14 protein-coding genes and 1 pseudogene are annotated in these 15,846 nt (G+C 70.0%); 9 read left to right on the forward strand and 6 right to left on the reverse strand.

The genetic code is table 11. From position 1 onward, the window contains the following. Positions 1-139: 139 nt before the first annotated feature. The 3 genes from FBZ33_RS20215 to FBZ33_RS20225 are packed head-to-tail and all read left to right on the forward strand — an operon-like array spanning position 140 to position 2,009. Positions 140-463 carry a transposase gene (locus tag FBZ33_RS20215; protein ID WP_141910286.1) on the forward strand — a complete coding sequence of 108 codons (324 nt, stop codon included), beginning with the start codon at positions 140-142 and terminating at the stop codon, positions 461-463. Next, on the forward strand, positions 460-1,356 hold the full coding sequence (locus FBZ33_RS20220) for an IS3 family transposase (RefSeq protein ID WP_185755211.1): 897 nt from the start codon (positions 460-462) through the stop codon (positions 1,354-1,356). The genes FBZ33_RS20215 and FBZ33_RS20220 overlap by 4 nt, the downstream gene beginning before the upstream one ends. A 20-nt stretch (positions 1,357-1,376) precedes the next feature. Continuing rightward, positions 1,377-2,009, forward strand: a complete 633-nt coding sequence (locus tag FBZ33_RS20225) for a class I SAM-dependent methyltransferase (RefSeq protein ID WP_141912826.1) — start codon at positions 1,377-1,379, stop codon at positions 2,007-2,009. A gap of 121 nt (positions 2,010-2,130) precedes the next feature. On the opposite strand, the gene FBZ33_RS20230 is transcribed toward FBZ33_RS20225, so the two are convergent. Further along, entirely contained in the window at positions 2,131-3,051 is a 921-nt protein-coding gene (locus FBZ33_RS20230; protein WP_141910288.1) for a LysR family transcriptional regulator, read from the reverse strand. Between the two features lie 70 nt (positions 3,052-3,121). Between FBZ33_RS20230 and FBZ33_RS20235 the strand changes: the two genes are divergently transcribed. Both FBZ33_RS20235 and FBZ33_RS20240 read left to right on the forward strand, forming a co-directional pair. Next, a complete protein-coding gene (locus tag FBZ33_RS20235; protein ID WP_141910289.1) occupies positions 3,122-4,000 on the forward strand; it encodes a dihydrodipicolinate synthase family protein in 879 nt (292 codons plus the stop codon). 18 nt (positions 4,001-4,018) lie between these two features. Next, a pseudogene (locus tag FBZ33_RS20240) lies at positions 4,019-4,272 on the forward strand (IS1380 family transposase); the annotation flags it as partial. 76 nt (positions 4,273-4,348) lie between these two features. Here the strand turns inward: FBZ33_RS20240 and FBZ33_RS20245 are convergent. The 4 genes from FBZ33_RS20245 to FBZ33_RS20260 all read right to left on the reverse strand — a co-directional run bounded on the left by FBZ33_RS20245 (position 4,349) and on the right by FBZ33_RS20260 (position 12,976). After that, the gene (locus tag FBZ33_RS20245) at positions 4,349-5,668 is read right to left on the reverse strand and encodes a hypothetical protein (RefSeq protein ID WP_141910290.1); all 1,320 of its coding nucleotides are present in this window, start codon (positions 5,666-5,668) and stop codon (positions 4,349-4,351) included. A gap of 134 nt (positions 5,669-5,802) precedes the next feature. Beyond that, positions 5,803-8,622 (reverse strand): BTAD domain-containing putative transcriptional regulator, encoded by a 2,820-nt coding sequence (locus FBZ33_RS20250; protein WP_141910291.1) that lies wholly within the window; start codon positions 8,620-8,622, stop codon positions 5,803-5,805. 378 nt (positions 8,623-9,000) lie between these two features. Beyond that, positions 9,001-11,100 carry a hypothetical protein gene (locus FBZ33_RS20255; RefSeq protein ID WP_141910292.1) on the reverse strand — a complete coding sequence of 700 codons (2,100 nt, stop codon included), beginning with the start codon at positions 11,098-11,100 and terminating at the stop codon, positions 9,001-9,003. A gap of 1 nt (position 11,101) precedes the next feature. Further along, positions 11,102-12,976 (reverse strand): Hsp70 family protein, encoded by a 1,875-nt coding sequence (locus FBZ33_RS20260; RefSeq protein ID WP_255508975.1) that lies wholly within the window; start codon positions 12,974-12,976, stop codon positions 11,102-11,104. Between the two features lie 187 nt (positions 12,977-13,163). On the opposite strand from FBZ33_RS20260, the gene FBZ33_RS20265 reads away from it, so the two are divergent. From FBZ33_RS20265 to FBZ33_RS20275, 4 genes are all read left to right on the forward strand, one after another. Further along, complete coding sequence (locus tag FBZ33_RS20265) at positions 13,164-14,141, forward strand: DUF6745 domain-containing protein (protein WP_141910293.1); 978 nt, start codon at positions 13,164-13,166, stop codon at positions 14,139-14,141. Between the two features lie 152 nt (positions 14,142-14,293). Beyond that, the gene (locus FBZ33_RS32845; RefSeq protein ID WP_185755366.1) at positions 14,294-14,452 is read left to right on the forward strand and encodes a hypothetical protein; all 159 of its coding nucleotides are present in this window, start codon (positions 14,294-14,296) and stop codon (positions 14,450-14,452) included. Next, complete coding sequence (locus tag FBZ33_RS20270) at positions 14,452-14,685, forward strand: hypothetical protein (protein WP_141910294.1); 234 nt, start codon at positions 14,452-14,454, stop codon at positions 14,683-14,685. Before FBZ33_RS32845 ends, FBZ33_RS20270 begins: the two co-directional genes overlap by 1 nt. Positions 14,686-14,815: 130 nt before the next feature. Then, positions 14,816-15,067 (forward strand): hypothetical protein, encoded by a 252-nt coding sequence (locus FBZ33_RS20275; protein ID WP_141910295.1) that lies wholly within the window; start codon positions 14,816-14,818, stop codon positions 15,065-15,067. 53 nt (positions 15,068-15,120) lie between these two features. Here the strand turns inward: FBZ33_RS20275 and FBZ33_RS20280 are convergent, their stop codons facing one another. Continuing rightward, positions 15,121-15,798: an HNH endonuclease family protein gene (locus FBZ33_RS20280; RefSeq protein ID WP_141910296.1), complete on the reverse strand. Its 678-nt coding sequence runs from the start codon at positions 15,796-15,798 to the stop codon at positions 15,121-15,123. Positions 15,799-15,846 lie beyond the last annotated feature (48 nt).

A 15,846-nucleotide genomic window follows, 5' to 3' on the forward strand; every position in this document is an offset into this window, starting at 1 on the left:
TGCCCAGGGCGACGCCAGCGTGTAAGTCGGGGCTAGCGTGCTCCGCATGCGCGTTTCCCGTTGGCTCGATGACACCCGGACTGGGCCTGCCCCGTTTTGACGGACATCCGAGATCAGGGGACCTGGGGTCTCCGGGAGGATGTCCATCATCATGGAGAGCATGGGGAAGAAGCGGCCGCGGCCTCGGCGTTCGTTCACGCCGGAGTTCAAGGCCGAGATCGTCGAGTTGTGCCAGCGTGGTGACCGCACGCTTCGGCAGGTCAGCCAGGATTTTGATCTGACCGAGACGGCGGTGCGTGAGTGGGTCAAGCAGGCCGAACTCGACACCGGCGTCCGCGCCGACGGGCTGACCAGCGACGAACGGGCCGAACTCGCACAGCTGCGCAAAGAGAACCGCAGGCTGCGCGAAGACGTCGATGTGCTCAAACGGGCGACGGCTTTCTTCGCGAAGGAGACCCGGTGAACGTCTTCCCGTTCATCGCCGCGGAGCAGGCCGGCAAGCACAACGTCAAACGTGCCTGCGAACTGCTCGAGGTCTCCCGATCCGCCTACTACCAGCAGAAAGCCGGCACCCAGTCGCAGCGCGAGCGGGTCGATGCGCAGCTCACCGACAAGATCACCGTGCTGCACGAACGGTCCAAGGGCACCTACGGGGCGCCGCGGATCCACGCTGACCTCACCGAACAGGGGCTACGGCACGGCCGTAAACGCGTCGCCCGGCTAATGCGCACCGCCGGACTCGCCGGCAAGAGCCCACGCCGCTGGCGCACGACCACAATCCCGGATCGGGCCGCCGGGCTCCGACCTGACCTGGTCGGCCGCGACTTCCGTGTTGATCCCGGCGTAATCGATACCCGCTGGTGCGGCGACATCACCTACATCAACACCTGGCAGGGCTGGCTCTACCTGGCCACCGTCATCGATCTCGCATCACGCCGGGTCGTCGGCTGGGCCGTGGCCGACAACCTCAAGACCGACCTGGTCGACGCCGCCCTCGCCGACGCTCTCGCACGCCGCCGACCCGAGCCCGGGCTGGTGTTTCATTCCGACCGCGGCACGCAATACCTCAGCGCCCAGCACGCCCGCCTCGCACACCGTCACGACATCCGCCTGTCCGTCGGACGGCGCGGACAGTGCTGGGACAACGCAGTCGCCGAATCGTTCTTCGCCACCATCAAAACCGAACTCCTGCACCGCCAGGCCTGGCCCACCCATCAAGCCGCCCGCCAGGCCATATTCGAATACATCGAGGGCTGGTACAACACCCGCCGCCGACACTCAACCCTCGACTACCTCAGCCCTGCGGCCTTCGAGGCCACCAGCTCACAACCGCTACCGATCGACCAAGCCGCCTAACTAAGATCAACACAACGACCCTGTCCGTCGAAACGGGTCAAGCCCAGACTTCCTACGACACCGTGGCGGTCAGCTATGCCGACTTGCTGCGGGACGCCCTCGCTGGCGAGCCGTTCCAGCGGGGCATCCTGGCACTCTTCGCCGAGCTGGTGCGCGCACAGGGGAACGGGCCGGTCGCCGATGTCGGCTGTGGCCCGGGTCGGATCACCGCCTATCTGCGGGGCATCGGCCTGGACGCGTTCGGTGTTGACCTGTCGCCCGCAATGATCGACGTGGCCCGGCGAGATCATCCCGGCCTGCGGTTCGAGGTCGGCTCCATGACGGGTCTCGAACTGGCTGATGGTTCTCTGACCGGCCTGCTCGCGTGGTTCTCTCTGATTCATGTCCCCGATGACGAGGTCCCCACGGTCATGGCTGAGTTCTTTCGGGTGCTGCGGCCTGGCGGGCCCCTGCTGCTGGGCTTCCACGCCGGCGACGGCAGCAAGCTCAAAACGGAGGGCTACGGCGGCCATCCGATGAACGTCTACGTGCACCGTCGGTCAGCGGCCCGGGTCGCTACCTGGCTGGACGCTGCAGGCTTCACTGTCGAGGCGGAGATGGCGCATCGTCCGGGCCCGAACGTCGAGGGTGCCTTCGTCTTCGCCCATCGGTGAGGTGGGCGGAAGCCGCGGTGACTCGCGCTACGTCGCAACAGTGCGGCAGCCCTCCGCGTCCGGACCGCTGCCAGCCCGTCAGTCGCTACTGACGACACCTGCCGTCAAGCTCGCTGATCGATCACAGCCCGGCGTACCTGTCCTGTTCGTCGCCGTGGTCGCGGCCGGTGTGGCGAAGCGCCGCGATGCAAGCGGCGACTGCCGGGTGGTCTCCTGCGCCCTTCCGGTAGGCGATCCGGGTACGTCGCCTGATAGCGAGGGGTACGAGGCGGACCCGCGTGGGCGGTTGCCCGACGGCGAGTTGGGGCACCAGTCCGACGCCTTGTCCGGCGGCCACCAGGGCCAGCATGGCGGTGAAATCGTCGGCGTGGTGGCGCACCCTCGGGCGGAAACCGGCCAACTCGCAGGCGTGCAGGGCAACCGAGTGGCACAGCGTTCCTTGGCTACCCACGATCCACTCGGCATCGCGCACCGAGTGCATCGGGTCACCTCGAAGATCGCACTCCATTTCGATCGGCAGGGCGAGGAAGACCGTCTCTTCGAGCAGAGGCGTCGAGTCCAGCGCCGGATCCGAATCGAGCGGCACGATGTCGTAGTCGTGATCGAGGGCCACGTCGAGGCGACGGTCGCGCAGCGCGTCGGGCACGGCGACCGGGTCCAGTTCGGTGACCATCAGGTCGAGCGCGGGATGGTCGCGGGCCAGCGCGACCAGGGCCGGCGCCAACACGGTACGGACGGCACTCGGGTACGCGCCGATGCGTACCGTGCCGGAGAGCCCCCCGCGGGCGGCGGCCAGCGTGGCGTCCGCCGCTTCCAGGGCGGCAAGGACCACCTCGGCGTGTCGGACCAGCGCCTCCCCGGTGGGGGTGAGAGTGACCCGGCGGCCGGCGCGTTCCAGTAGCGCGACGCCGGCTTCCCGTTGCAGCGCAGCGAGCTGCTGGGAGACGGCGGATGGCGTGTAGGTGTGCGCCTCGGCGACGGCGGCGATGGTGCCCAGGCGGGCCAGGTCGCGCAGCAGGCGCAGACGGCGGACGTCAAGCATCAGCCAAGCTTACGTATTCAGTCAGTAATCGGAACTGGTTCTTCACAGTCTCGGCCCGCAAGGTGGAGGCATGACACTGACCGGCCTGTACGTACCGCTGATCACGCCGTTTGACGAGCGGGGTGCTGTCGCCTTCGACGCTCTGACCGCCCTCGCCAACCAGGTCCTGGAAGGTGGGGCAGCCGGACTGGTCGCCCTCGGCACCACCGCAGAACCGCACGCTCTCACCGAAGCCGAGCAGCAAGATGTGGTCGACGTCGTCGCGACGGTCTGCCGCGAGCGCGCGGCCCAACTTCTGGTCGGCGCGCACACCCTCGATGCACTTCGGGTGCTCGGCGGACGGCCTGAGGTCACGGCGGCGCTCTGCCTGGTGCCGCCGTTCCTGCGGCCCGGCGAGGAGGCCGTACTCGCCCATTTCGCCCGACTGGCCGAGGACTCTCCCGTGCCGCTGGTCGCCTACCATGTCCCCTACCGCACCGGCCAGCCACTCTCCGTCGAAACCCTGCGCCGGCTGGCTGGCCTGCCCGGCGTGGTGGGAATCAAGCACGCTGTCGGCGGCATTGACGCCGACACCCTCGCCTTCCTCGCTGACGTACCACCGGGTCACTCGGTGCTGTGCGGCGAAGACGCTTACGTCTCCGCGCTGCTCGCTCTTGGCGGGCACGGCGGCATCCTCGCCTCAGCGCACGTCGCCACCAACGACTACGCCTCGCTGATCAGGGCCTGGCAGGCCGGGGACACCACTCGTGCCAGATCGCTCGGCCACCGCCTCGCCACGCTATCGACAGCGCTCTTCGCCGAACCCAACCCATCCGTCATCAAAGCGGTGCTACACGCCCAGCGACGCATCCCCACGCCGACGGTCCGGCCACCGCTGCTGCCCGCCACGCCAGCGGCCACGGCACGGAGCCTGAAGCACGTAAACGAACAGATCAGGACGTCGACGTAGGACGACCTATGCAACGACAGTGACGCGCTCGCGTTGTTGCGGCAGCGGCAGTCCGGCCATGATCCCGGCCGCGTCGGGTAAATCTGGCGGTCATGCTGGCCGACGGCGGGGAGGCGATCGCCGACCTGGTGGTGCTGCTGCGTAACCAGGCCGCCCTATTCGGCACCGTCGCCTTGGATCCGACCGCATGGCGGGTGCTGTCCGGTATGGACGCTGCAGCGTTGACACGACTACGGCAGGCTCGCGCCGACGCGCGGGAGTTGGCGCGGGCGCATTTTCCCATTTCGTTGCGGCCCGCGCCATCAGACTTGTACGCCGACAGTCGGTAGGCAATCGCTTCTGTTGCCGTCACTCGTTGCGGATCGTGCGCCGGTCAGGGCCGGGCTGGCGTCCGGTCCGTCGCCTGGCGATTCCCGGTCGGCGGGGGTATTCCGCCGGCAGGTATCGGTAGACCGATCGCAGCGACTTGCCGATCCTCTCGGCGAGCAGTTCAGGGTCCAGGTTCGGCTCCTTACGCAGCCAGTAGGCCACTGCCTGCGCGGTCCCCTGGGGCACCTCCGAGGCCTCATCGTCGTTCGCGTCGTCGCCGGCAGCATCCAGATCGCCGTCGTCCGTCTCCTCGTCGGCTTCCACGCCAAGGACGTCCTTGTCGTTCTCGCCCCTGTCTACTGGGTCCGCGACGGCCGGCTCGTCCAAAGACACTGCTCCAGGCGGGTCAGCGGCGCGGCTCTCGGCACTCTGCTGGTGGCCGCTCGGGGCCGGTTGAGGATTCTCCTCTGGCTCTGGATTCGGCTCCTGCCGGTCATCGCGAGGCGTGTCCGCCAGCGACGCGGCAGGCGCTTGCGGCGGGGAGAGGGCGGGCTCAGGTGCCGTTGGTGCGTCCGCGATGCCCTCTCGCCTGAACCAGCGACGGTGGCGACTGGAACTGCGGGCCGTCATGATCCGCTCTGGGGCGAGGTCAGCGGCCAGGAGCGTGGTCAGCCCGTTGTAGTCGGCGGTGGCCGCGAGGCGTGCGGCGATCTCGTCCAGGTCATACACGCGTATGGCGATGTCGGCGGTGGTGGGGTCCACGGCGGCTCTAATCTTGCGATGGAGCACCTTGGCGATCGCGGCCTCGCGGCGTCGGCGGGCGATCGCGGTGCGGGCCACGGCGAGGGACCCGTACAGGTCGAGGCCGTCGGCCTTGGCGATGGACCGCGCCCGAGAGGTGACGACGGGGTGGCAGACCCAATGCCCGAACACCTCGTAGGCGGGTGGTGTGGGCGGCAGGACACCCGTGACGCGCAGCCGGTCGCGGCGCTGGTTGCCGGCGTGCATCAGCCAGACGAGGTATCCGAGGGCGGACATGCCCGCGTAGAAGCCGCCAACTATGTGGTCGGGGTGGGCGGCCCAGTTGAAGGTGACGGCTCCGGCGGCGATCGCGGCGGACAGGAGGCGTGATCCGATTGCCCGCTCGCCGAGGCGGCGTCGCACGTCGGCGTTGGCCATCACGACCACGCCGCCCAGTTCGAGCGCCGCGACGGCCGGGACCGCGACGACCATCGGGACGCCGAGCGTTTGGACGGCGCCGGTGACTTGCCCGACGAGGGCGACCAGCAGCACCAGGACGTAGAACACCTGGCGTATCCAGGCGGCGTGCCGGACTGCTGTGGCCAGGTCGGTGTCCACCGCGTCGAGGCTCGTCGGGCATGGAGCTTGTTGATGCGCCGACCCGCCTTGAGGGCTGCGGGCGGGCCCAGGGTGGCCGGTGAGGACGGCCGCTCGAAGGGGCCATTCGGTGCCGTTGGGGTCCCAGTCCGGCGTCATGGCTGAAGTCCGTTGTGGTGAGAGCCGGTCTTCCCGGTGGGCTTCTGCCGGCGCATGTCGGCGATGAGCCGGTCGGCGAGTCTCAGGGTGTCCTCGCTGGGTTCGGCGTCGATCTCGTCGAGTCTGCGGGTGAGGGCTCGGCGTAGGGATCGGATCTGCTCGAGGTGTCCGAGTGCGGCGTGGGCGCGCATCGCTTGCTGGTAGGTGGCTTCGGCGTAGGGGTCGTGGCGCATCGCGGCTTCCAGGACGGCTAGGGCTTGTGTCGGGTCGGTGGTAGCGGCGGCGAGGGCGAGGTGGGCGTCGAGGGCTTGGCGGCGGATGCCCTCGCGGTATGCCTCGATCCATTCGTAGTCGAAGCCGTCGGCGAGTGTGCCGTCGTAGGCGTCGACGGCGCGCTGGAGTGCGGCGGTGCGGTCGGCGTCGGTGGTGGCGAGGGCGGCGTCGCGCAGCGCGGTGCGCATGCGCCACAGGTCGGTGTCGAGGGCGTCGCGGTTGAGCGCGTAGCGGCGCGACGGGTGAGTGAGGTAGGTGTCGGGTCCTCCGGTGAGGACGAGGGCTTTGCGTAGTGCGGATACGTAGGTGTGCAGGCGGTGCGGTGCCTTCGACGCGGGGGCGTCGGGCAGCAGGTCGTCGAGGATGTTGTCCTGTGCTGCCTCGCCGTCCTGAACGACGAGGTAGACCAGCAGTTCGAGGGCTTTCGCGCGCAGCGGCGTGGTCGTGTCCATGTCCACGATGCGGGCCCCGCCGAGCACTCGAACGTCGACGCGGCTGCCGGTGCTGCAAGGCCGGTCGTCGCCCGCCGGGTGCGGTTGATTCCCGGCGTGATCGCGGCGCTCCTGTAGGTGTGCGGCGGCAGAATTCTCGGGTGTGGGGTTCGGCGCGTGGGCGGCGTTGACCAGCCTGTCGAGTGGTATGTGCTGCGCGGGTGCTGGCGGTTGAGGCTCGCCGGTATGGGACTCGGCGAGGAGTCGCAGCAGTTCGGTGGTCTCGCTGCGGTTGATGACGCTCAGGCGGCCGACGGCGGAAGGGCAGCTGTGCTGTTTCGCGTCGTGCTTAATGATGCTGGTGGAGCCGTCTTCGGCGACGAGGATGGTGTCGCCATCGGGCCAGGCGCCGAGCAGGACGCCGTGGATGTCGAGTCGGTGCCCTTGCGTGAGCAGCGCGGCGATGCGTGTGCGCTCATGAGCAGCGGTGGGGGCGGCGATCAGCAGTGTCGGCGGCACGGGCTCGGCGATGGAGTCCCGGTCCCGCAGGTCGGCGATCGTGTCGACCTCGTAGTCGCCGCATATGCGCGCGCGGTGCAGCGTCTGCTCCTCGATCAGCGTCAGAGCGTCGCTGAGTCCGCTGGTGACGCTCATCCGTGGCGTGTCCGCCAGTGTGGTGGCGGTGCCTAACAGCGTGGCGAGGGTGTCCGAGGCGATGACGACGTGGTGGCGGCTATCGGGGTCATCCGGTCCGCCGGCAGCGAGAGCCGACACCAGCACGCCTCGGGCCGCTGCCTCGGCACCCGGCCCGATCAGACCGAGTCCCGCGGACGGCCACACCTCGATCAGCGGGCGGGCCGGCGCGGGTATAGGCGGCTGCGCCTCGTGCGCCGTGAGTTTGGAGGTCTCGTCGTCGGCCGCGTCTGCCGGGTCTGATTCAGCGTCCACGACGGGTTCGTCGGGCGGAGGGTCGAGGGGGCCGGGGCCGGGAATCGTCTTCGCGCTCGGTGTCAGGGCCCGTAGGTCGCGACGGATCCGGGTGATCACCGCCGGCATCGGTTCGGCGCTCGGGTCGTCGAGGCGTGGGCGCGCGGTGGGTTGCTGGGGGATGTAGCGGCGACGGCGGTGTGCCCAAACGAGGGCCACCGCGGCGAGGACTGCGGCGGCAAGTCCCATGTCGAGCCAGCTACCCGTACCGAGCGACACACCCGGCTGCGGTCGCGGCGTTGGGGCGGTTCCTTCGTCGGCGGTGCCAGTGGTGGGCGTGGCAGCTGGTCCCGACGTCGAACCCTGGTCGGCTGGCGCAGATGTGGGCGCTGGGGCGGACTCCACGAGGCCGTCGTCGGTGTCCGTTCCGGTCGGGCTGCTGGGCGATCCTGAGGGATCTGGTGTCGTTGGCGTTGGGGTAGGCGTCGGTCGGGGCGAGGGGCGTGGTGCTTCGGCCGTGGGAGGTAGTCGCAGTGTCCAGCCTGGGTAGATGAGGTCAGGGTCGCGAAGTGTCCCACCGGTGTGGGGGAAGCGGGTGCCACGGTTGGCGGTGAAGATTTCGGGCCAGCGGTCCGCGTCGCCGAGGCGGTCCTGGGCGATGCGGGACAGCGTGTCGCCGCGCCGCACCGTGTAGTTGTGCTTGGCCTGGTCCCTGCCGTTGGCTGGTGAGGTGGTCTGGTCGTCGGCGTGGGCGCGCACGGCGGCTGCTGCACCCTGCGGTGGATGGGTCGTCTCCGCAGGGGCGGCGGTGGTCGCGCTGGCGTGGGCGGGCGTCGCGGTGGCCGCCGTGCTGACGGCGGTCGCTCCCAGGACAGCCGCCGTGATGCCCTGCAGCGGCCCGGGCATGTGCAGCCGTGGCAGTCGCCGTGACATCTGGGCGGCCTGGGCGTACAGGCGGGCTGTGATGGCGGCGGCGAGCATTGCCCATAGCAGCCAGGCCGCGAGGTAGGCGATGCCGGCGAGGAAGCCGCCGCTGAGGGGCTCCTCGATCCAGCCGCGGAGCAGGGTCGTCCACGAGCCTTGCGGGCGTGGCCACCTGCCGACGCGGACGAGCGTGATCGGCACAGCGACGAGCAGCAGCGTGGCCGCCGACGTGTGAGCGGCCGAAGCGACCCTGGACTTCATCGCCCCTCCCTTGCTGCCGTGTGCGGGACCCGGACGCCGACCGGCACCGAGCCGGATTGTTGGCGGCGCCGTAGGCCGTTGGCCACGAATCGACCGTAGGGCGAGCGGCAGAAGACGAGGCGGTTCTGCTGGCTGACAGGACCTCACACGACCTGACACGACCTCACAACCCCAGCTCACAGGCAGTCGATAGGAGTCGAGACGGTGCGACCGGCGGCATCTGCTGAGGCCAAGTGGCGCCTTCTATTAGCAGGACGAGCTGGCTGTCTGGGACCGAACACTGGGGCAGCCAAAAGCGGCAACGGAGCCGCAAAGCGCGTGGGGGTAGCACAGTTCGGGCTTCCCGAACCGGGTCACCTGTGCTCGGAGCCGGCGGCGTTACCGGGTGGGGATGGCGGGCCGGTCTTCGAGGGTGGCTGTCGTGAGGTCGGTGTCGTTGGGGAGGATGCCCGCTGCGGCGAGGCGCCGGGTGTAGCCCTCCCGTAGGTGGTCGGCCGCGTCGTGGTCGCCGAGGGTGATGAGTGCGGTGACCGCGCGGGTGTGCAGGTCGGCGTTGTACGGGTCGATGCGGATGCCGGCCTGCAGCCATGCCAGGGCTTCACGGACGTCAGGGCTGGCGCTGGCGAGAGCCGCGTGTGCGTCGATGACGTGCCGGCGGGTGGCCTCGCGGATCGGGTCGAGCCAGGGCCAGGTACGTCGGGCGGCGAGGTCAGCGGGGTAGGCGTCGATGACGGCCTTCCAGGTCGTCGCGTCGGTGGCGACGGCGGTGGTGGCGTCGCGGACCGCCTGGTGGAAGTGCCACAGGTCGACGGTGACGCCGGTGGGGTCGAGGCGGTACCGGTCGTCGCTGTGCTCGATGAGGGTCATCCCTGCCGTGGAGCGGATGGTGGCGCGGAGGTCGCTGAGGGTGGTGTAGAGGCGGCCGGTGAGAGAGCGGCGGGGCAGGCCCGGCCAGATGACGTCGGTCAGCTGTCGGGTGTCGGCGCCGTCGGGGTGGGCGGCGAGGAACACCAGGACCTGGAGCGCGGCGGTACGCCGGATCTCCACCGGGTGGCCGTCCAGCAGCAGTGTCGGTTCGCCCAGCACGCGCAGCTGAAGGCGTCGTTTGTCGTTGCCGGAGTGGACGGGGTGGTCCTGGGCGGTGGCCTCCCACAGCGGGGACCGGCCCGCCAGGGCGGGGTTGCGCGACGGGCCGGAGGTGCCAGGCCCTGGCCGTGCGGTGTCGGGGTGGGCGACGACGGTGAGCAGGTCGGTAGCCGTGACCTGGGTAAGGACGCACATCCGTGGCCCGGCTGACCCGCTGCCGTCCTGGTGGTGGGTGCGCCCCGACGGGTCGACCTGCCATGTCTGGCCGGCCGGCCACCGTCCGAGCACGGCCACCACGGCGGAGGTGATGGCCAGACTCGCCAGGGTCTCGGGGTTGTCCGTCGCGGACGCCGCATCGACGATGAGGGTTGGTCCGGGTGGGCCGGCGCCCTCCTGCGTGTCTCGTTGTGCCTGGTCTCGTCCGCCCAGGCCACGACCCAGGTGGTCTCCGGAGAAGAACCCGGCTGCCTGCCCGAGGTTGTCAATGACAGTCAGCCCCGGCAGGCGCCGGCCCAGCGTTTCGGCGGCGGGGCCAAGCAACCCGGCCAGGACAGGTCGGGTGACGACCACGGACACTGCCGGGTGATGACGCCCAGCTAGGAGGCTGGTGACGAGCAGGCCTCGCGCCGCGTCCTGCGCCCCCAGCCCGGTCAGACCGACCCCAGCTCGGGGGAAAGCCCCGCCCACGGTGGGCCGGTCGAGCAGCGACGAGCCCGCCGAGGCGGCGCCCGGTTCGGTAGGCGGTGGCGTCGAATCGGCGAGGGCGGCTTGCACGGCCGCCACTGTCGGGGGCAGCGGTACCAGGTCCGTGTCCTCGCGGCTCGGTGGACCGGGCGGGCGCGGCCGGTAGGAGCGACGGCGACGGAGCCACACCAGCGCCGCCGCCGCGCTGACCTGCTCCGCTGTCTCACGCGGCAGCCAGCCACCGGCGACGCTGATCCCTGCGTCGGCCAGGACGTCGCCGTCTGATGGCGTGGGGTTATCCGCGTCGCCGAGGATTCCTGCCGCTACCGGCTGCGTGGGCGGCGGTGGCGGCGCGGCGATCGCGTGGGAGCCGACGCCGAGGACGGCTGCGCCGGCGATGCCACCGGCGGTGGCTTGCAAGGGTGTCGGCAGCGGCATGCGCCGCAGCCACGACACGGTCGCGCTCAGGCGGGTCAGCACCCGGATCGTGACCGTGTAGGCGAGCAGGAGCCACACCAGCCACGCTGCGATAGTCAGCGCGGCGGTGAGGGTCTGTTCAGTCAGCGGGTTCTGCACCCACTCCCGGGCCTGCGCGACCGTCGGCCGCCCTTTCAGGGGTGCTCCGATCAGCGACAGCAGCACTACCGGGGGGCCGGCCAGAAGCGCGAGGACGAACAGCAGGGACATCAGCTGCCGCGGCCACCGCATGTCACCCGCCTCCACCCGGTGACAGGTCCGCCCGAACCGGGCCCGTGGACGGTGCGGTGCGGGCGGGTGGGGCGGGTCGCAGGACACGGCTCCAGAGCCGAGTAGCCCACCAGGTCGCGACGGCGATGGCGTAGATGACGCCAAGCATCCCGGCGGCCCGTCTACTGACGATCGCCGCGAAGATCACCGCCAGCGGGGCGGCGAGGATGAGGCGGAACATCAGGGGTGTCACCACGGCCATGACCACGGCGACGCCGAGGAGGAGACCGCCGACGCGGCCGGCGATGTCGATCCACAGGATCCGGTCCGGCCACCGGTCGGCGGTCAGGGAGTACTGGATCAACCCCATGCCGAGCGTGGCGGCGACGATGGATCCGGTCGGCGCGGCCAGCAACGCCGACCAGCCGCCGTGCGGGGAACGCCACTGCCGGGCGGCGACGACCGCCATCGCCACGGCCATCACCGACACCGGCGCGATCGGCCACAGCGCCCACTTCAGGTACGGGCCGACGGGCATACCGAAGTATTGGCTGGTGACCACCGCGTACAGGCCAGCGATCGCCGCACCGAGGGACACCGCGGCGAGGATCCCGACGCTGACCCTTCCCCCTTCGGTTCGGGTGCCGGGGGTGGGACTGCGGGCAGCGATCAGCGAACCGAGGACCGTGCCCGCGGCCAGGCACGCCAGCAGAGCCATCGCCGCCGCCATCGTGAACTCGCCCCAGTTCACACTCACCGAGTAGTACACACCGAGCGTCCCGTGCCGCTCCGCGGTCAGCAGGCACTGCCAGATCAGGGCCAGCGACGCGAAGCCCGGTACCGCGATCGCCGCCGCCCGCCGCACGGGCGGCACGGGCGCCTCGACCCGCTCGACCGTGGCGGTATCGACGGCGCCGACGTCCGCGGCACCCCGAGCCGCGACCAGCCCCGGCTCGGGCACGACGACGGGTGCGGCGCCTGTGTGCTCGGCGATCGCCGCCGCTAGGTGCGGTAACTGGGCGCTGCCGCCCACACAGTAGATACCTGCGAGGTCGCCGACCGTGAGCTCAGCGGCGGCGACTGTCTCCTGGGTCAACTGCGCCACGCGCCATGCCACCGGCCGGACGGCCTCGTCGAGCATCGCGCTGTTCGCTATCACCGGCGGCCGGTCCGGGAGCGGAACCGTGACAGCCGGATGGCTCACCAACGCTTCCTTGGCCACCCGAACGCTGTCCGCCACCGACGCGAGCGACGCGCCCTGGCCCTCCCCCGTCGACGCGCCGATGGCGTCGGCGAGCGCGTGATCGACTGCCGTGCCGCCAGCCGCAGCGTCGGCGAGGGTCGCGAGGACCTCGAACCCGGCCGGCCCGCGGCGCAGCACCGTCACCTCCGCGCCAGCCCCGACATCACAGACGACAAGGAACGCACCGACCGGCACCCGCACACCAGTGGTGAGCAGATACTCGGCGACCGCCACCGGGGCCTCCACCAGACGCGGTTGCGGCAACCCCGCCCGGTGCGCGACCTGCCGCATCCAGGTCCGCCGCCGTGGCCCCCACCCCGCCGGGACTACCACCCGCACATCCCGCACCGGCTGACCGACGACCCGCTCGGCTGCGGCGACGACCCTGCGCAGCGGCGCCGCCGCCACCTCCAGCGCGTCGCCGCGAGCGTCACCTGCCGTCGCGTCCTCCACCGGATGGCGCGGCCCCGGAATGAACGCTTCGGGCTGCCTCGCCGCCTGTCCGTTTGCGGGCATAGACGACGTGCTGTGTAGGGATGGATTCCCGTCGAATGACAGTACGTACGCGCTGCCGTCGGCCCACGCCAGGACGGCTTGGGTGCCGGCGCTGCCGCAATCGATCGACAACCGCGCTTCCCCCGCCCCCATGTCCATAGTCAAACATGAGGATCACATTCACGTCACCTGTCAATCACTCACGGCCAGCAGAGGCCAGCCGAAACCGCACCAGCGTCACCGTCCGCCGAACCGCCGACGAATCTCCTCGAGGAAGCCTCGTGGTGAGGCCGCCTCCCGCCTGCGGGCCTCTTGCCAACGACACCAACACGCATTGGATGGAACCGTGGAGCCCTCGAACACATCCGCCTACCCCACCGACGGCATCGCCCGCACGTGGGCCCGCGCAGTCCTGACAACCGAACCCGCCGATCACGACGCCGCCGAAGCCGCAGCCCGCGCCGCCTACCGCACCGCAGGCAGGCCCGAGCCCACAGAGTTCATCTGGTGTCCGTCTCCCCGGGCCGCTCTCGAGCTCATCAGGAGTTTCCTCGAAGAGGGGCGGGCTCCACTCGCCAATTCCGTGCGTCGGGCGGTGTTGAACCAGGCGTTGTCCGCAGCCCGCGCCCCACTCATCGATCGGGCCAGCGAGACTGACCGGTTCAATGCCTTCGGTGAGTTCCACTCCTACTTCGAACGCAAAGGGTTCTACGGCGAGCAACGCTACGACGGCATGGACGAGCGGTACGACCTCATGGAGCACCCCTACCGGTGCCCGCCTGTCCTGCCGTCCGAGCGATCGGCGCTGCGGCCCGTGCTTCACGCCGTGCATCAGACCTACCGGCACGTCCTGAGCCCAGCGTGGTCGGCGATTGACCGCACGATTAGCGCCGATTACACGCTTCAACCGGCCTGGTACTGGTCCGACGAGCACGGGCTCGTCGACCAGAACGACGAGGCCCGTGCCGTCGTCCGCTACAGCACACCTGAGCTCAACGACCGATTCTTCGACCCGGCCTGGTGCTTCTACCCCGACCTCATGGTCCTGGCGGCCATCGACACCTACCGCAGCGTCTTCGATACGGACCCCGGCGCCGCCTGGCAGGGCTGCCGCGACGTCGCGCTCACCAGCGGACCCTGGTGGCCCTTCCCGGAAACCGTGGTCATGAGCGAGCGACCCACCCTGCTCACACTCGACGAGCAGGACCGTCTCCATGCCGACGACGGGCCAGCTATTCAATGGCGCGACGGTCACCACGTGTGGGCTCATGACGGTGTTCTCATCGGCCCATCTCGCTCGGGGTCGGCAACGAGCGGCGCATGATCTCAGAAGCCCGCAGTGATCATCTGGTTATCCACAGGGGCCTGAGTTGTCCACAGCTAATGCGATCGGGCATTGATCGGCTGGACCGCCCCTGCTGAAGTACCTCCGCAGGGACGACGCCATGTCCCATCCAATGACGAAGGAGCGCAGCCATGACCCGGGGTGGACGCAGCCGATCGCGGCGCACGGACAGGCCGACACCGCTGGAGCACCTCGCCGGTGTCACCGGCCTCATCGGCGCGACGGCCGCCCTCATCGCCGCCGTCGCCGGGCTGCTGACAGCCGCCGCCACACTGACGGTGAGTCGCTGATGCCCGCCGTCGAGGCATGGCTGCTCGGCGGACCTGCCGACGGCCGCTTCACCCACATTGAGGTTGACGACGACGGGTCCCTTCCGCAGGCCATCGTCCTGCCGCAGAGCGGCGCCTACCTCGGTGCCCGCGATCGCCCCAGCCCGCCGGTGCAGCACCGCTACCTCCGCTGCGCCGGCGAGGTCGACCCGCCAACCTTCCGGTACGACGGCCCTGTCCCCCAGGACCAGTGACGTCAGCATGGGCTGCCAACCGACCAAAGCCGGAGCGGTCCGTGTTCCGGCCAGAGAACGACACCACCCGAGAGCGGCCCGCACCGCTACCCAACATCATTCGCCGATCGAACACTTGTACGATTACCTGGTGGAGGATGTGGCGGCGCGCTGGTGGAACGGGATCTGGGGTCGCCTGGGCCGCCGAGATGTGTGGCTCGCCCGCGAGGTCCGGTGGAAGGTCACCGCCCGCGCCGGCGACAGCGAGACCGGCCGGGTGCTGCGGTGGGAGTTCGACACCGAGGACGAGGCACTCGCCATGGTCAAGCGTCTGCTCGCCGCCGACGCGGGCGGCCAGTGGCGCAAGCAGTCCGGCGACAGCCAGCCGCCACAGCAGACCTAGCATCCGACTGACGGTCTGCACCTCGGGGGCGCTGACCGTCAGCCGGATCGCGCTCAGGAGCTACAGGTGTTGAGCATGCTTTGCAGGGCGGACTTCTCCGACGACTGCAGTTTCAGGCCCCAGCTGTACTTCACGGTGATCCACATCTTGCTGTAGGTGCACCGGTACGACGACAGCGGTGGCTGCCAGGTGGAGGGGTCCTGGTCGCCCTTGGACTGGTTGACGTTGTCCGTCACCGCGATCAGCTGCGGGCGGGTGAGATCGTTGGCGAAGCTCTGCCGGCGGCTGGTCGTCCAGGAGTTGGCGCCGGAGCGCCAGGCCTCAGCCAGGGGGACGACGTGGTCGATGTCGACGTCGGAGGCCGCCGTCCAAGTGGCGCCGTCGTAGGGGCTGTACCAACGGCCGGAGGTGGCCGCGCAGGAGCTATCAACGACGACGGACGTGCCGTCGCGTTTGAGGACCTGCTCACGGGTGTTGCAGCTACCGCTGATCGTGATCCAGTGCGGGAACAGATCCCGGGAGTAGCCGCTGGTCGAGCCCTGCGTTGCCACGGTCAGGGCGTTCAGCTGTGACTGCGCTGTTGCCTTCGACGGGATTCCGGGAGGCGTCGCCGACGCGGGAGTGGCGTTCGTGACCGCGAGAGTCCCGCTTACGAGTGCGGCGATCGCGATAGCTACGGCGCGCGGACGGCGGCGGGCGAGCGGCAGGATGTCGAGTGTCGGTCGCGGCATGTAGGGGCCTCCATCCTCAATGGGCGGGCAGGCAGTCACGCTCATCGA

This window comes from Micromonospora sp. A202, from assembly GCF_006715105.1.
Taxonomy (GTDB): Bacteria; Actinomycetota; Actinomycetes; order Mycobacteriales; family Micromonosporaceae; genus Micromonospora; species Micromonospora zamorensis.

What these genes read in the sequence shown, in the direction of transcription:
- FBZ33_RS20280 (WP_141910296.1), bottom strand. Translation starts at nt 15,798, where the DNA reads ATGCCGCGACCGACACTCGACATCCTGCCGCTCGCCCGCCGCCGTCCG.
- FBZ33_RS20235 (WP_141910289.1), top strand. Translation starts at nt 3,122, where the DNA reads ATGACACTGACCGGCCTGTACGTACCGCTGATCACGCCGTTTGACGAG.
- FBZ33_RS20270 (WP_141910294.1), top strand. Translation starts at nt 14,452, where the DNA reads ATGCCCGCCGTCGAGGCATGGCTGCTCGGCGGACCTGCCGACGGCCGC.
- FBZ33_RS32845 (WP_185755366.1), top strand. Translation starts at nt 14,294, where the DNA reads ATGACCCGGGGTGGACGCAGCCGATCGCGGCGCACGGACAGGCCGACA.
- FBZ33_RS20230 (WP_141910288.1), bottom strand. Translation starts at nt 3,051, where the DNA reads ATGCTTGACGTCCGCCGTCTGCGCCTGCTGCGCGACCTGGCCCGCCTG.
- FBZ33_RS20250 (WP_141910291.1), bottom strand. Translation starts at nt 8,622, where the DNA reads ATGAAGTCCAGGGTCGCTTCGGCCGCTCACACGTCGGCGGCCACGCTG.
- FBZ33_RS20260 (WP_255508975.1), bottom strand. Translation starts at nt 12,976, where the DNA reads ATGGACATGGGGGCGGGGGAAGCGCGGTTGTCGATCGATTGCGGCAGC.
- FBZ33_RS20215 (WP_141910286.1), top strand. Translation starts at nt 140, where the DNA reads ATGTCCATCATCATGGAGAGCATGGGGAAGAAGCGGCCGCGGCCTCGG.
- FBZ33_RS20255 (WP_141910292.1), bottom strand. Translation starts at nt 11,100, where the DNA reads ATGCGGTGGCCGCGGCAGCTGATGTCCCTGCTGTTCGTCCTCGCGCTT.